Below are 14,680 nucleotides of genomic sequence, written 5' to 3'. Positions count from 1 at the left end.
GCGAAACCCACTAAATTCCGCCCCTGTGGTAGTTAAATTTAAAAGTTATTTTAAGTGAATTAGTGGCTCGCCCGCATCGACGCTTTGACCTTGGAATACCAAAATTTCAGCGACTTCGCCGTCTCTTGGGCTTTCGATGTTTATCTCCATTTTCATAGCTTCTAGCACGACTACGGTTTGACCAGCTACGACTTTTTCGCCAGGTTTGACTAAAATTTTAAAGACATTACTTGGTAGGCTAGCCACGATATCATCGCTATTTGCACTTGATTTTGCCTCAGTTTTGGCTTCGCTAGGCTCTGGCGCGCCAATACTGACATTGTAGCTATCGCCATTTACTAAGACCTTATTTCCGCTAAATTCCACCGCATAGGCTTTGCCATTGACATTAATGTCAAATTTATCAGATTTTGCCTTTTTCTCACTGCCATCACTAGATTCTTTTGCTTCGTTTTTGCGGATCATTACCTTGCCCTCGCCTTTTAAGAAGGCAATGCCCTTTTCACGGCACGCAAGAGCGATAAAAATATTTTCCTCGCTAGGTTCTATATTTTCATCTTCAAGCTGTTTTTTGGCATAAGCAATGCTCTTTGTCTCGTCCAAATCAGCCAAATCAACGGCATTTTTGGTAGTAGGCTCTAAGCCAAGCTGCTCGCTAGCTAATCTTACAACCTCGCTATCAGGGGCAACTGGGGTCTTACCAAAGTATCCAAGCACCATTTTGCCGTATCCCTCAGCGATTTTTTTCCAGTCGCCAAACATTACATTATTAAATGCTTGTTGGAAATAAAATTGACTTACAGGCGTTACGCTCGTGCCATAACCGCCCTTTTCGACGACTTCGCGCATAGCTTTGATGACGGCTGGAAATTTATCCATGATTTTGTTATCGCGCATCATTTGCGTATTTGCGGTTAGGGCACCGCCTGGCATAGGCGAAAATGGGATTATCGGACTTACCATTGTCGCTTCTGGCGGCAAGAAATAATCCTTCAAACAATCCTCCAAAACCTCTTCGTATTTTAAAATTTTCTCAGCGTTAAAGCCAAAATCAAAATTTTGCCCCTTTGTCGCGTGTAAAATCGTCAAAATATCTGGTTGGCTTGTGCCTCCGCTGACTGGATAAGCAGCTAGATCGATTCCATCGACGCCTGCTGCTAGGGCTGCTTGATAGCAAGCCACGCTAACACCAGCTGTTTCGTGAGTGTGAAGTCTGATATGAATATCGTTTCCTAGGAGTTTGCGCGCTCTTCTTACGGTCTCAAAAACCTTTTGTGGGCTTGAAGTTCCGCTAGCGTCTTTGAAACAAACGCTATCAAAAGGAATTCCAGCCTCTAAAATTTTGCGCAAAATTCCAGCATAAAATTCAGGATCATGCGCGCCAGAGCAACGAGGTGGTAAATCCATCATAGTAACGGTAATTTCGTGTTTTAAGCCATGCGCTTTGATACGCTCGCCACTATATTTTAAATTTTCGACATCGTTTAAGGCGTCAAAATTTCGAATAGTCGTAGTTCCGTGTTTGGCAAAGAGTTTGGCATGCATGTCTATCATTTCGCGCGAACCAGTATCAAGCGTAACGGTATTTACGCCTCTGGCTAGGGTTTGCAGGTTTGCCTCGTCTCCCACGGTTTCGCGGAATTTATCCATCATCGCAAACGCGTCTTCGTTTAGGTAAAAATACAGACTCTGAAATCTAGCTCCACCGCCAAATTCAAAGTGTCTAATCCCAGCCTCTTTTGCCGCGCTCACTGCTGGCAAAAAGTCCTTCATCGCTACACGCGCACCAAAGACAGATTGGAAACCATCGCGAAATGTAGTGTCCATAACATCAATAAATTTTTTGCTCATGCTAACTCCTTTAAAATAATTCTAAATTCTACAATTTCTAGCCTAAAAAAGCTTTTAATCCAAAAATTTCTGGATAAATCGCAAGGGCGAAAAGAACTAAAATTTGAAGCCCGATAAACGGCAACACTCCACGATAAATGTCTGTCGTGCGCACTGATTTTGGCGCGACGCCTTTTAGGAAAAATATCGAAAATCCAAAAGGTGGCGTCATAAATGATGTTTGTAAATTTACAGCGATTAGTATCGCAAACCAAACTGGATTTATATTCATCGCTTCGACTATCGGGAATAAAATCGGCAAAATGATATATGAAATTTCAACATAATCAAGGAAAAAGCCCAAAATTATGATGACAATCATAGTTAGCGCGATAAATCCCCACTCTTTGCCAGGAAGCGCGTGCATGAAATCCTCCACGACATAGTCCCCGCCTGTGTATGAAAAAATCATAGAAAAGGCTGTTGCGCCCATTAAAATCATAAAAACCATACCCGAAATTTTCACGCTTTGGCGAAGCGCGTCGTAAAGCAAAGAAAATGAAAATGTACGGTATAAAAATGACAAAATTATCGCGCCCACGCACCCCACCGATGAGCTTTCCGTAGGGGTTGCGATACCGCCAAAGATTGATCCTAGCACTAGCAAAATCAGCACAAAAACAGGCACGACATTTTTTAGAGCATTAAAAATTTGACGAGCTTTGGTTTCATCATCGATTTTAGGAAGCTCGGGCGCGCAGTCTTTTTTGGCATACGAGATTATGAGGATAAAAACTATATAAAGCCCCACCAAAACTAGCCCCGGCACGATAGCTGCGGAAAATAGCTCGCCTACTGATACCGAAAAAACATCGCCTAAAATGATTAGCACGATTGAGGGCGGAATAATCTGTCCAAGTGTGCCAGAAGCTGCGATAGTGCCAGTGGATAGGGCTTTGTCGTAGCCGTATTTCATCATCACAGGCAGGCTAATAATACCCATAGCAATCACGCTAGCACCCACGATTCCAGTCGTAGCCGCCAAAAGCGCACCCACCAAAACCGTGCTAATCGCCACGCCACCGCGAACCCCGCCAAATAAAAACGCCATTGACTCCAAAAGCCTCTCAGCTAAGCGCGTTTTTTGCAAAATCATACCCATTAAAATAAAAAGCGGAACCGCGATTAGAAGCTGATTTTCCATAATCGAGTAAATTCGGTTTGGCATAAGAGAGAAAAACTGGTTGCTCATTTCGCTTATAGCCTCTGTAAAAACCTCGCTTCCCTCGGCGTATTCCCACGCCTCACTCACGCCATAAATAAATCCAAAAATCACTGCCACAGCCCCAAATGTAAAGGCTACCGGAAATCCCAAAAGCAGCATAAAAAGCGCTGCGCCAAACATTATTATCCCTATCATCACACAGCCTTTGCACTAGAATTTTCGTCTAAAAATTCACCGTGGTGGTTATGGATTAGCGAATTTATATTTTTTATCAAAAACCCAAACGAATAAATAAACAAAAAGACATAAGATAGGCTAATAAATGATTTGATTATCCATAAATTCGTTAATCCGCCAGGATTTGGGCTGGATTCTTTGCTCTCGTAGGCTTCGAGCGCGAAATCTAGCGAAAAATACGCCACGAGCGCCACAAATGGCAAGATAAAAAAGATTGTGCCTAAAATATTGATAATCGCCTTTGTTTTGGGGCGAAATTTTTCATATAGCACATCGACCCTGACATGGGAATTTTGCTGTAAAGTGTAGGTCGAAGAGAACAAAAACATCGCCGAAAACAGCCACCAGCTAATCTCTTGCATTGCCACAGAATTCGCGCTTGGAAAGAGATAGCGCGCAACGACATTGTAAAAAACGCAAAGGACTAAAAGGGCTAAAAAAACAATGCTAAAAAAACCTAAAATTTTCGCAAAACTATCGAAAATTTTTTCTAAAATTTGGAGATTTTTCCTCAAATTTGAACCTTTTTGTATTAAATTTCAAAATAAACTTGCGATTTTATCGAAATTTAGCGCAAAAAATAATAAAATAACGAACAAAAAAGGATAAAAATGGATTTAAAATTTAATAATAAATATTCTCGCAAATTTCTGCTATTTTGCGCAGTTTGGGCGGGTTTGTGGGTTTGCTTTTCATACTGCTTTTTGCAAAATTTCTTGTTTATGTATCCTGAAATTTTCAGCGCTAGGCTTAGGTTTGATCTGTGCGTTTTAACTCTGGGCGTGATTTTTGTGGCATTTAGCAAGGATAGCCTAAGCACGATTTGTGGGTATTTTTTGTGGTTTTATGGCGCGCTTGGCGGGCTAATTTGTGCGAAAAGCCTATCGTATCTACACAAAGCAGTGCGCGCTAGTAGCGATATGGACGGCGTGATGAACTGCGCTGGGGCGAATAAATTTTTGAGTTTTGATTTAAATAAAATTTCGCTTTTTAAATCATATAATTCTTGCGCTTTTGATATACCCACACCGCCTGCAAATTTCGAAATCAGCGGTATGCGCGCGAATTTAATTAGCGCCTATAATGATGGCTGGTATCTTTTTGTAAGCTCAAAAAGCCTAAGTTTGCCTACGCTTTGGTTTATTGTATTTGGATTTTTTACTTTTGTCTGTGTTTTGGGAGTGATTTTGGGATTTATCAGGCGCAGGGGATAGCCCCCCCTGCGTGAGAGTTACTCTACGATGATTAGAGCATCTGAGCTGTAAATGGTCGATAGATCTTTTAGATCATTAAACTTCCAAACGCTAGTGCAAAGCCCGTCGTAGCCTCTTTTTAGCAATATTTGCTTATCGGTTACAAATGAGTATGTAGCGCAAACATTATCTTTTACTTTGATAGGATTTGCAACACTTGTCATTTGCTTAAATTCCTGCGCATAAGCACCTTTTGCCGTGTAATAACCCATGAGATCGGTTAGCGATGTAGTGATATTTTGCGCCGCTTTGACAATCTCTGCGTCGTCTCTGGTAGCAGCCAGTCTAGGGATAGCTACCGCCGCCAAGATACCCAAAATAACAATCACGAAAATTAATTCGATCATTGTAAAAGCCTGTTTCATTTTTTATCCTTTGATAAAAATTTTGCAGGCGTATTCTACCACAATCTATAAATTTTTCGCAAATTCTACCATTTTTGATAATAAATTTATTGTATTTGCATCGACGACGATGTAGTGATTATTTATCAGACTTTTGCCGTTATACAGCGGAGCGACACCTGTTTTGAGGTCGATTATCGCGCCACCGCTTTGGTGGATTATAAAATCCCCAGCCGCGATATCCCACAGCGAACAATCGCTAAACCTACCATACGCGCTCGCCCCATTTTCCGCCATTATGCAAAATTTCAGCGCAGAGCCAAGCCTAGTAAATTCAAGCCCAAATTCCTCGCAAAACGGCATGTATTTTGAGCCTCTGCCATTTCGGCCTATCATGAAAGTCTTTGGCGAATCTGGTTTTCGCTCGATTTTTTCGCCGTTTTTATAGACGATGCCACCGCCATTAGAGCTATACACATCGCCACTTACAGGCGATGAAATCACCGACAAAATCGGCCTTCCGTCCTCTATCAGCGCGATACAAACGCAAAATTCGCCATTTCGCGCGATGAATTCCTTCGTCCCATCAAGCGGATCGACTAGCCAAAATCTCTTTGCGCTCATGCGCTCATCTGCACTCATCACGCTCTCTTCGGAGCAAATCGCAATCCCACTAGGTGCTAGCGTGCTTACAATCGCATCATTTGCAGCCAAATCCGCGGTTGTTAGCGGAGATTTATCCTCTTTGACATAGACATCAAATTTCTCATAATGCTCCATAATCGCCTTGTTTGCGCGCTTTGCTGCAACCACGGCTAAATTCAAAAGTTCATCTTTATTCATTTTCGCCTCCAAAAATAAGCGGTAAGAATCGTTGTAATCGTAGAATTGAAAGATTTGTATTTTAGCACAACAAAGCTTTAAAAAAGCTAGATTAAATTTTAAGGGCAAAATTTATAAAATTTTTGCAAATTCAAGGGGTAAAAAATGGAAATTTTAGAGAATTTGCGAAATTTAAGCGATGAAAAATACGCCAAATTTAGCGCGAAAATTCTGCCAGGGGCGCGAATTTTGGGCGTGAAAATGCCACATTTACGCGCGCTTGCAAAGCAGGTTTTGCATGAAAAAAGCGAGGGCGAAATTTTAGAGTTTATCCGCGCTATGGGCGAATTTAGCGAAGAAATGACATTAAAGGCGATTTTGATAAATTCGCTAAAAATCAGCGAAAAAAATCGCATAAATTTGGCGCGAGATTTTATCCCTCGTATCACAAGCTGGGGCGTTTGCGATACATTTTGCGCCAAACGCAAAAACGATTTAGAGCTTTGGCGGGAATTTACGCTTGGGTTTAGGGAGGCTAGGGGCGAATTTGAGAAGCGGTTTTTTTATGTGAATTTGCTGGTAAATTTCGTAAATTCGCGAAATTTGGCGCTTTTGATAGATACTGCGCGCGCCGAGCGAAGCGAGAAATACTATGTCCAAATGGGGGCAGCGTGGGCGCTGTGTGAATTCGCCGTGAAATTTGAGCGTGAAATTTTTGAGTTTTTGCAGGGATATGAAAACGAAAAAATCAAAAATCTTGCGATTAAAAAAATCTGCGAAAGCCTGCGTTTCACCGAGCAAAGCAAGGCAAAATTTAAGGCGTTAAAATCCGCGAAATCCTAAATTTCGCGGAAATTTAATTTATCAAAATTTCAAATTCGTGGCAATCGCCAAAGCTAAATAAACCAGCTTGCAAATTTGCAGTTTGGTAATTTAAAATTTGGCGATTATTTTGTGTCTTTCGACACTCGCGATGACAGAATAATATAATTTATATTAAAAACATATATATAAGGGTTTATAAATTATATGTATTTAAAACATATAATTTAAATTTAAATTTAAATTTAAATGAAAGTTTGTAGAATTACAAAGTTAAAATAAATATGAAAAAATTTAGATAGGAAAATGATGAATATAATTAAAACAAAAATTCTCAAATCATTTGCCAACGCTTTTTATATGACAATTTTAACAATTTCTGTTTATTATCTATTATTTATAACTTTTGAATTAAATTTTGACACAAATGATAACACAATTTTTACTGACAATAAAGGCGAAGCGCTTTTGGCTGGATTTAAATTTGCTTTTTTGTTTGCGTATTTATTTGTGTTTTTGTTTATTCTAAATTTAGTAATTTATGCAGTTATATCTTGTGATAAATTTGATAGTTTTATGGAAATAATTAAAAAAATTTCAGCTTATTTGTTTGCATTGCCAGTAATATTTTCATTTATTTTATTATACTTTTTACCAATGCTAGATACAAATTTTAAGAATTTTTTATTTTCTTTAATTCCAAATTTATATACTTTGTTTGTTATTTATTTTGTTTTGAAAAAATCTAATTTAGGAGATAAGTATGAGTATAGAAAATAGTTTTGTTGGTTCAAAGCCAGTTTTTGAAAAAGATGGCTCAACGCCTGTAAATATTCAAGAACATATTGATGAAGCTAGAAATTATGCTTCTACGCATAATGCTTGGGAAACATTGCAATGGTTCAAAAAAAAGGTAGAAAATAAAGGAGTACTCGAAAAAATTTATAAATTCACGCGAAAGCGCGACGCGTGCGCTTGTCTGGCTCACGCTGGTGTTTGTGCTTCGTTCGTTTGAGATGATATTGACGGCTAAATTTGCATAAATTTTGCTAAATGCGTAGGTGTCGATTTTGCGCCTAATAGCGCCCAAAAACCAAATTCCAAATATCACAAAAATATAAATTATCGCGATTTTCGCCTCGCCTGCTAGAATTTTATTTATCGCAAATCCGCCAAAAATCGGATAGAGCATAAAGGCCAAATTTTCCAAAATCACCAACGAAAATGTAAAAATCAGCTTTTTGTAATGTTTCAACGCGATGAAAATAAGCGTTTTAAACGCGCTTTTTTGCATAAAAATTCCTAAATTTGAATTAAATCGCGCAAGTATAAAAGGGAAAATTTAATAAGGTTTAAATTTGATTTTAATTATAAAAAAGTATCTAAAATTTAACTATGCAGTTAAATTTTAGACAATGCAAAATTTATTTGTAGCGATAAGTGATTCTGCCCTTATCAAGGCTGTATGGCGTAAGCTCGACTTTGACGCGATCGCCCGGCATGATTTTGATATAGTGCATACGCATTTTGCCTGCGATATGGCACAAAATCACATGCTTGTTATCAAGCTCGACCTTAAATGTCGCATTTGGCAACGCCTCAATTACATTGCCATCAATCTCAATGACATCATCTTTTGCCATTAAATTTTCTCCTTTTAATCTTTCAAGCTTTTGCTTAGAATTTCGACTTTATTATTCACAACCGCCAAGCAATGCTCATAATGAGCCGTCCTAAGGCCGTCTTTGCTCGTCGTCGTCCATTTGTCTGCGCCCACGACTGGGGTGCCGTCTTTTTGGCAAATCATCGGCTCGATACAAAACACCATGCCGTTTTTGATTTTTGGCCCTGATTTTGGATTGTTGCCTTCCAAATAATTTGGAATCTCAGGCTCTTCGTGCGGTTTTTTGCCGATTCCATGCCCGCAAAATCCATATAGTGGCACATATCCACGCGCTCTGATAAATTGCTCGATAGCTAGGCATAGCTCTTTGAAGTGCATGCCGACCTTTATCGTGTCGATAGCATGATACAGCGCGTCTTTGCTACATGCGATGAGCTCTTCGTCTGATTTTGAAATTTTGCCAATCGGCAAAGTGCGCGCACTATCGCCGTAATATCCATTTAAGCGAGAGCCTAGATCGATACCTAGTATGTCGCCCTCTTTTAGGATAGTGTTATCAGGTATGCCATGGATTATAACTTCGTTTAGTGAAAGACAAGCTGCGTTTGGGAAACCATAAAGCCCTTTAAATGCTGGATATGCGCCCTTGCTCGTGATAAAATCATCGATTTTTTTATCCACTTCTAAAAGCGTCATACCGGGTTTTATGAATTCTTCCGCATAATCAAGGGCAGCGGCGACGATTTTATTCGCCGCCCGCAAACCCTCTAAATCTTTTTGATTTTTGAGTAAAATTGCCATTTTATAGTCCAACAGCACTTAGGGTTTGGTATTTGTTCATATACACTTGCGCTTCGATTCTTCTCATAGTATCAAGTGCGACCGACACTACGATTAGCACGCTCGTGCCACCGAAATAAAATGGAACACCCATAAATTTGACCAGCAACCATGGAATAACAGTCACCAAGCCTAGATAAATCGAACCCCAAAATGTAAGGCGAGATGCAACATCATTTAAAAATGTCGCTGTGCCCTCACCTGGACGAATTCCGGGGATAAATCCACCTTGTTTTTTCAAATTTTCGCTGATATCTTTGGAATTAAACGCGATTGAAGCGTAAAAATACGCAAAAAATACAACTAAAATAAATGTCAAAAGATTAAAGAAATAGCTACTTGGATTGATAAAGTCAGCTACTTTTTGGACAAAAGAATTTGTGCTAGCAGTCAAAATCGTGCTAGGAAACATCAATACCGCACTAGCGAAAATCGGCGGAATAACACCGCTTAAATTTAGCTTGATTGGCACATAATTCATAATGCGTTTGTTTTGGTTCGCCATCAAAATTTTGCGAGGAAACGAGATTGGAATCCTGCGCTCGCCTAGCTCGACATACAAAATCGCCGCGATTGTAGCAAAAATAATTAAGGCGATTGCGATTAATTTTAAGATATTAAGTTCGCCGTTATTTACGAGCTGAACTGTGCCGCCAATCGCCGTTGGTATCGCGCTAACAATACCAGCAAAGATGATTAAGCTCGTGCCGTTTCCAACACCTCTTTGAGTAATCTGCTCGCCAATCCACATCAAAAGCATAGTGCCTACAAGCATAGAAATACACGAAATAAATATAAATTCGTTTGTATTTTCTGCCATGATAGCCTTAGCGCCATTTACGCCTGTAATGCCCTGCAAACCGATACTAACACCGATTGCTTGCACAAGCGCAATAGCGATTGTAGCGTAACGAATAATTTGCATATATTTTTGCATACCGTCGCGCTCTTTTTTTAGTTTGCCTAAATTTGGAAATGTAGCAGATAATAGCTCCATAATAATCGAAGCTGTAATGTATGGCATAATGCCCAGCGAAATGACGCTAAATCTTTCGACCGCGCCACCGCTAAACATATTAAACATACCAAAGGCATTGTCTTTGTTTGTATTGAAAAATTCTTTTATCACCTCAACATCAACGCCCGGCACTGGCACATAAGCCAGTAGCCTGAAAGCAAATAGAAAACCCAATGTAATGAGTATCTTGTTGCGAAGTGTTTTGTTCATTAGTTTTGTCCGCTAAATTTTACATTTTCGTCTTTTATCTTGCTAGCAAGACCTTTTGCACTTGCACCGATAAGTTTTACTACTTTTACAGAGCTAGACATTTTATGAACAGTTCTGATAGTATCAACTGTAATCTCGCTTAGCTCTTTTACAGCTGAAATTTTTTCTACATTGATTACATAAGGTTTTTCAAATCTTGAATAAAAACCAACTTTTGGTAATCTTCTTTGAAGTGGTTGTTGGCCACCCTCAAAACCTCTTTTTTCATGTGAGCCAGTGCGCGCAGTTTGACCTTTGCCACCGCGACCTGCTGTTTTGCCAAGACCGCTACCTTGACCACGACCTAGTCTTTTGGTGCTATGAGTAGAGCCTGGTGCTTTTTGAAGATTTTCTAATCCCATCTTAAATCCTTGTTAGTGTTTTAGCATGCTAAGAGCCTTCATTGTAGCTCTTACGACATTTGATGAGTTGTTTGAACCAAGAGACTTAGTCAAAATATCTTTAACGCCTGCAAGTTCTAAAACAGGGCGAACAGATCCGCCTGCGATTACGCCGGTACCTTCGCTAGCTGGTTTAAGTAAAATTCTACTAGCGTTGTATTTAACCTCTACATCGTGAGTGATTGTCGAACCGTTTAGTTTAACCTCGATGATGTTTTTAAACGCATCATCTACGGCTTTTTTAATCGCGTCTGGAACCTCTTTTGATTTTCCAAAACCAAAGCCAACTAAACCATTTCTGTTACCAACAACGATTAGGGCAGTAAATCTAAATCTTCTACCACCTTTTACGACCTTTGTAACCCTACCGATATTAACGATTACTTCTTCGAATTCTTCTCTATTATATTTTTCCACGATAATTCCTTTGGTTTATAGTTTGATGCCGTTTTCGCGTAACGCATCAGCAAAACTTACAATCACTCCGTGATATAAATAACCGTTTCTATCAAAAAGCGCCTCAGAAATGCCTTTATCTTTTAGCTTAGCAGCCAAATCTTTGCCAAGGCTAGCAGCGCCTTCTTTGTTTGCTTTCACACCCAAAGTTTTACCGCTGGCAGCGCATATTGTTTTTCCCTCAACATCATCGATTACTTGCGCATAAACTGTTCTATTTGATTTGAAAATAGAAATTCTAGGGCAAGAGCTAGTGCCGGAAATTTTTGCACGAATTCTTCTTTTTCTCTTAATTCTTAGAGCTATTTTTCTTTTTAATACATTTGCTGTCATTTCTCAACCCTTATTTTTTAGATGTTTTACCGGCTTTGCGGATAATATGCTCTTCGACATATTTTACACCTTTGCCTTTGTATGGCTCAGGTGGTCTAAATCCTCTAATCTCAGCAGCGACTTGACCAACTTTTTGTTTATCGTCGCCTTTGATTGTGATGATGTTTTTATCTACTGAAATTTCAATACCTGCTGGTGAATCGAAATTTATCGGATGAGAAAAACCTAGGTTTAGCTCTAAAACTTTGCCTTTCATCGCAGCTCTGTAACCAACGCCGTTGATTTCAAGCTGTTTTGTGAAGCCGTCAGTTAGGCCAATAACGATGTTGTTAGCTAGCGCACGGTATGTTCCCCAATACGCTCTGCTTTGTCTATCTTCACCTTTTGGTGAAAATGAAATTTGGCCATCTTCGATTTTAACATCGACATTGCCCTTTAAATCAAGGACTCTTTCGTTGTTTGCTTTTTTAAATTTTAAAGATGAACCATCGATTTTTACCTCTACTCCGTTTGGAATAGAGATAGGTTTTTTACCAATTCTTGACATAATTTTCCTTTTTATTTGTCTAGGGTATGACTACTTTTACGAATGGATACCACAATGCCATAAAAAGTAGAACTTTTTACCAAATAGTGCAAAGCACTTCGCCGCCAACGCCAGCTTTACTAGCTTCGATACCGCTCATAACGCCTTTGCTAGTGCTAACAACTACCGTTCCATAACCATTTTTAAATCTTTTAATCTCGTCTTTACCTTGATAAACACGACGACCTGGTTTTGAAACTCTTTTTACTTCGTTGATTACACTTCTGCCTTTTTCATCATATTTTAAAACAACATTGATGAATTTTTTGTTTCCCTCTTCTACTACATTGTAGCTCTCGATATAGCCCTTTTGAGCTAAAATTTTAAGAGTAGCCTCTACAACATTTGAGTGAAACAATTTAGCAGTGTCTAAGCGTCTCATAGCTGCATTTCTAATGCGGGTTAATCCGTCTGAAATAAGATCATTTACCATATCTACTCCTTCTTACCAGCTAGCTTTTTTAAGGCCAGGGATTAGACCTTCATTAGCCATTTTTCTTAAACATACACGGCAAATTCCAAAATCTCTATAAACAGAGTGCGGGCGACCGCAAATTTGGCATCTTGTATATGCACGAGAGCTGAATTTAGCAGGGCGTTTTGCCTTAGCTATCATTGATTTTTTTGCCATATTACTTTCCTTTTGCGAAAGGCATGCCAAATAATTCTAGCAATTTAAACGCCTCTTTATCGCTATTTGTTGTAGTTACGATTGTAATGTTCATACCGTGAGTTCTTAGGATATTATCATACTCTACCTCAGGGAACATTAATTGCTCTTGCAAACCGAAGTTATAGTTACCGCGACCATCAAAGCCATTGCGTGCAACACCACGGAAGTCTTTTACTCTTGGTAATGCGATTGAGATAAGTTTATCAAAAAACGCATACATTTGCTCTTTGCGCAATGTAACCATAATACCGACAGGAAATCCCTCTCTGACTTTAAAACCAGCAACTGATTTTTTTGCATTTACAATAAGTGCTTTTTGACCTGCAATCAAAGAGATTGTATCGGCCATGTTTTGAAGCACTTTTTGATCTTTGCCAGATTCGCCTACACCAACGCTAATTACGATTTTTTCAAGTGCCGGAATTAGCATAGGATTTTTTATATCAAATTCTTTTTGTAAAGCTGGTCTAATTGACTCAACATATTTAGTTTGTAATCTGTTCATAATCAACCCTCAACCAATGCGACATTTGAAATATCCATAGGCATTTCTTTGTTTGTGAAACCACCACTTGGATTTTGCTCAGTTGGTTTAACAGCTTTTTTAGCTATTTTACAACCCTCAACTATAACTTGTGATTTTTTAGGGAAAACAGCTTTTACAACGCCAGTTTTGCCTTTATCATCACCTGCGATAATTTTTACTTGATCGCCTTTTTTAATCTTAAATTTCACTGCCATTATAGAACCTCCGGAGCCAATGAAACGATTTTCATAAAACCGCCGTATCTGACTTCTCTACCGATTGGGCCAAAAATACGAGTGCCAATCGGCTCTTTTTTTGCATCCAAAATTACAGCTGCATTTTCATCAAATCTAATCAAAGAGCCATTTCCTCTGTGAAGCTCTTTTTTTGTTCTAACGACGACGGCTTTTACAACTTGACCGCGTTTAATCTTGCCATTTGGTAGAGCTTTTTTTACAGAACAAACTATAATATCGCCTACTGTTGCATAGCGGCGTTTACTACCACCCAAAACTTTAATACACATAAGTTCTTTTGCACCGCTGTTATCAGCTACTGCAAGTCTTGTAAAACTTTGTATCATTATTCAACTCCTGTTTTCAAAACCGCTTTTAAGCGAAATGTTTTTTTCGCACTAAGTGGTCTGCACTCAACTGCTGATATAGTATCGCCAATTTTGACGATATTGTTCTCGTCATGGATAAGATATTTTTTAAATCTTTTGACGATTTTTCTATATCTTGGGTGGATAACTCTTCTCTCTACCAAAATAGTAGCAGTTTTATTGCCCGCTTTTTTTACGACTACGCCTTGAATTTCTCTTTTAAATGCCATAACTCTATCCTTATTTTGCTTTTATAGCAGTATTGATTCTAGCGATATCTTTTTTAATCGCACGAATTTCATTAGGATTGCTTAACTGCATTGTTTTAAGCTTTTGCTTAGCCGTAAATAAAAGCAACTTATTATCTTTTAACATCTTATTTAGCTCAGCTAAATCTTTATCTTTCAAATCAGTATATTTCATTTTCGCTATTCCTAGTTACAATTTTTGTTTTGAAAGGTAATTTGTGGATTGATAGCGTAAGAGCTGCTCTTGCTTGCTCCTCACTTACACCAGTCATCTCGAAAATCATTCTGCCTGGTTTGATATTCATTACCCACTCTTCTACACCAGCTTTACCTTTACCCATACGAGTTTGTAGAGGTTTTTTAGTAAGTGGTTTATCAGGAAATACCTTAATCCAAATTTTAGCTTGGCGATTTACATAGCGAGTCATCGCGATACGAGCTGCTTCGATTTGGCGTGAATTAATTCTACCTGCTTCAACAGCTTTGATACCAAAATCACCAAATGTCAAAGCATTACCGCGAGTTGCGTAGCCGCGATTGCGACCTTTCATCATCTTACGATATTTTGTTCTTTTAGGCATCAACATGG

General features: G+C 38.9%; 24 protein-coding genes. 3 read left to right on the top strand and 21 right to left on the bottom strand.

Going from position 1 to position 14,680, the window contains the following annotated elements:
• Positions 1–45: 45 nt before the first annotated feature.
• From OFO10_RS01110 to OFO10_RS01100, 3 genes are read right to left on the bottom strand one after another with little or no spacing between them, the layout of a single operon-like run.
• The gene (locus OFO10_RS01110; protein ID WP_270865767.1) at positions 46–1,851 is read right to left on the bottom strand and encodes a biotin/lipoyl-containing protein; all 1,806 of its coding nucleotides are present in this window, start codon (positions 1,849–1,851) and stop codon (positions 46–48) included.
• Positions 1,852–1,888: 37 nt separating this feature from the next.
• The gene (locus OFO10_RS01105; protein ID WP_270858552.1) at positions 1,889–3,250 is read right to left on the bottom strand and encodes a TRAP transporter large permease; all 1,362 of its coding nucleotides are present in this window, start codon (positions 3,248–3,250) and stop codon (positions 1,889–1,891) included.
• Complete coding sequence (locus tag OFO10_RS01100) at positions 3,250–3,807, bottom strand: TRAP transporter small permease subunit (RefSeq protein ID WP_270865766.1); 558 nt, start codon at positions 3,805–3,807, stop codon at positions 3,250–3,252. Before OFO10_RS01100 ends, OFO10_RS01105 begins: the two co-directional genes overlap by 1 nt.
• Positions 3,808–3,903: 96 nt before the next feature.
• Between OFO10_RS01100 and OFO10_RS01095 the strand changes: the two genes are divergently transcribed.
• Positions 3,904–4,506 (top strand): hypothetical protein, encoded by a 603-nt coding sequence (locus OFO10_RS01095; protein WP_270865765.1) that lies wholly within the window; start codon positions 3,904–3,906, stop codon positions 4,504–4,506.
• Positions 4,507–4,523: 17 nt separating this feature from the next.
• On the opposite strand, the gene OFO10_RS01090 is transcribed toward OFO10_RS01095, so the two are convergent.
• Complete coding sequence (locus tag OFO10_RS01090; protein WP_270865764.1) at positions 4,524–4,910, bottom strand: type II secretion system protein; 387 nt, start codon at positions 4,908–4,910, stop codon at positions 4,524–4,526.
• A 45-nt stretch (positions 4,911–4,955) separates the two neighbouring features.
• Positions 4,956–5,732 (bottom strand): 3'(2'),5'-bisphosphate nucleotidase CysQ family protein, encoded by a 777-nt coding sequence (locus OFO10_RS01085; RefSeq protein WP_270865763.1) that lies wholly within the window; start codon positions 5,730–5,732, stop codon positions 4,956–4,958.
• Between the two features lie 144 nt (positions 5,733–5,876).
• Between OFO10_RS01085 and OFO10_RS01080 the strand changes: the two genes are divergently transcribed.
• Together OFO10_RS01080 and OFO10_RS01075 are read left to right on the top strand one after the other, a co-directional pair.
• On the top strand, positions 5,877–6,554 hold the full coding sequence (locus tag OFO10_RS01080) for a DNA alkylation repair protein (protein ID WP_270865762.1): 678 nt from the start codon (positions 5,877–5,879) through the stop codon (positions 6,552–6,554).
• 288 nt (positions 6,555–6,842) lie between these two features.
• Positions 6,843–7,313 carry a hypothetical protein gene (locus OFO10_RS01075; protein WP_270865761.1) on the top strand — a complete coding sequence of 157 codons (471 nt, stop codon included), beginning with the start codon at positions 6,843–6,845 and terminating at the stop codon, positions 7,311–7,313.
• A gap of 37 nt (positions 7,314–7,350) precedes the next feature.
• On the opposite strand, the gene OFO10_RS01070 is transcribed toward OFO10_RS01075, so the two are convergent.
• The 16 genes from OFO10_RS01070 to rplP all read right to left on the bottom strand — a co-directional run bounded on the left by OFO10_RS01070 (position 7,351) and on the right by rplP (position 14,678).
• Positions 7,351–7,827: an ABC transporter six-transmembrane domain-containing protein gene (locus OFO10_RS01070; protein ID WP_270865760.1), complete on the bottom strand. Its 477-nt coding sequence runs from the start codon at positions 7,825–7,827 to the stop codon at positions 7,351–7,353.
• A gap of 130 nt (positions 7,828–7,957) precedes the next feature.
• A complete protein-coding gene (infA, locus tag OFO10_RS01065; RefSeq protein ID WP_005869854.1) occupies positions 7,958–8,176 on the bottom strand; it encodes a translation initiation factor IF-1 in 219 nt (72 codons plus the stop codon).
• 14 nt (positions 8,177–8,190) lie between these two features.
• A complete protein-coding gene (gene map, locus OFO10_RS01060; protein WP_270858558.1) occupies positions 8,191–8,958 on the bottom strand; it encodes a type I methionyl aminopeptidase in 768 nt (255 codons plus the stop codon).
• Between the two features lies 1 nt (position 8,959).
• Positions 8,960–10,225: a preprotein translocase subunit SecY gene (gene secY, locus OFO10_RS01055; protein WP_270858559.1), complete on the bottom strand. Its 1,266-nt coding sequence runs from the start codon at positions 10,223–10,225 to the stop codon at positions 8,960–8,962.
• On the bottom strand, positions 10,225–10,626 hold the full coding sequence (rplO, locus tag OFO10_RS01050) for a 50S ribosomal protein L15 (protein ID WP_270865759.1): 402 nt from the start codon (positions 10,624–10,626) through the stop codon (positions 10,225–10,227). Before rplO ends, secY begins: the two co-directional genes overlap by 1 nt.
• A gap of 12 nt (positions 10,627–10,638) precedes the next feature.
• Positions 10,639–11,082, bottom strand: coding sequence for a 30S ribosomal protein S5 (gene rpsE, locus OFO10_RS01045; protein ID WP_270858561.1), 444 nt, complete (start codon positions 11,080–11,082; stop codon positions 10,639–10,641).
• Positions 11,083–11,097: 15 nt separating this feature from the next.
• Complete coding sequence (gene rplR, locus OFO10_RS01040) at positions 11,098–11,454, bottom strand: 50S ribosomal protein L18 (RefSeq protein WP_270865758.1); 357 nt, start codon at positions 11,452–11,454, stop codon at positions 11,098–11,100.
• A gap of 10 nt (positions 11,455–11,464) precedes the next feature.
• Positions 11,465–12,001, bottom strand: coding sequence for a 50S ribosomal protein L6 (gene rplF / locus OFO10_RS01035; RefSeq protein ID WP_270858563.1), 537 nt, complete (start codon positions 11,999–12,001; stop codon positions 11,465–11,467).
• 76 nt (positions 12,002–12,077) lie between these two features.
• On the bottom strand, positions 12,078–12,473 hold the full coding sequence (rpsH, locus tag OFO10_RS01030) for a 30S ribosomal protein S8 (RefSeq protein ID WP_270858564.1): 396 nt from the start codon (positions 12,471–12,473) through the stop codon (positions 12,078–12,080).
• A 12-nt stretch (positions 12,474–12,485) separates the two neighbouring features.
• Complete coding sequence (locus OFO10_RS01025; protein WP_270858565.1) at positions 12,486–12,671, bottom strand: type Z 30S ribosomal protein S14; 186 nt, start codon at positions 12,669–12,671, stop codon at positions 12,486–12,488.
• Position 12,672: 1 nt separating this feature from the next.
• Entirely contained in the window at positions 12,673–13,218 is a 546-nt protein-coding gene (gene rplE, locus OFO10_RS01020; RefSeq protein WP_270858566.1) for a 50S ribosomal protein L5, read from the bottom strand.
• 2 nt (positions 13,219–13,220) lie between these two features.
• Complete coding sequence (gene rplX / locus OFO10_RS01015; RefSeq protein ID WP_270858567.1) at positions 13,221–13,454, bottom strand: 50S ribosomal protein L24; 234 nt, start codon at positions 13,452–13,454, stop codon at positions 13,221–13,223.
• Entirely contained in the window at positions 13,454–13,822 is a 369-nt protein-coding gene (rplN, locus tag OFO10_RS01010; RefSeq protein ID WP_270858568.1) for a 50S ribosomal protein L14, read from the bottom strand. Before rplN ends, rplX begins: the two co-directional genes overlap by 1 nt.
• Positions 13,822–14,073 (bottom strand): 30S ribosomal protein S17, encoded by a 252-nt coding sequence (gene rpsQ / locus OFO10_RS01005; RefSeq protein WP_270858569.1) that lies wholly within the window; start codon positions 14,071–14,073, stop codon positions 13,822–13,824. The genes rplN and rpsQ overlap by 1 nt, the downstream gene beginning before the upstream one ends.
• A gap of 10 nt (positions 14,074–14,083) precedes the next feature.
• Positions 14,084–14,266, bottom strand: coding sequence for a 50S ribosomal protein L29 (gene rpmC / locus OFO10_RS01000; RefSeq protein ID WP_270858570.1), 183 nt, complete (start codon positions 14,264–14,266; stop codon positions 14,084–14,086).
• Complete coding sequence (gene rplP / locus OFO10_RS00995) at positions 14,253–14,678, bottom strand: 50S ribosomal protein L16 (protein WP_270865757.1); 426 nt, start codon at positions 14,676–14,678, stop codon at positions 14,253–14,255. Before rplP ends, rpmC begins: the two co-directional genes overlap by 14 nt.
• Positions 14,679–14,680: the final 2 nt, after the last annotated feature.

The organism is Campylobacter sp. VBCF_06 NA8, assembly GCF_027737825.1.
In the GTDB taxonomy this organism is placed as follows: Bacteria; Campylobacterota; Campylobacteria; order Campylobacterales; family Campylobacteraceae; genus Campylobacter_B.
This window is presented reverse-complemented; position numbering and strand designations above follow the sequence as displayed.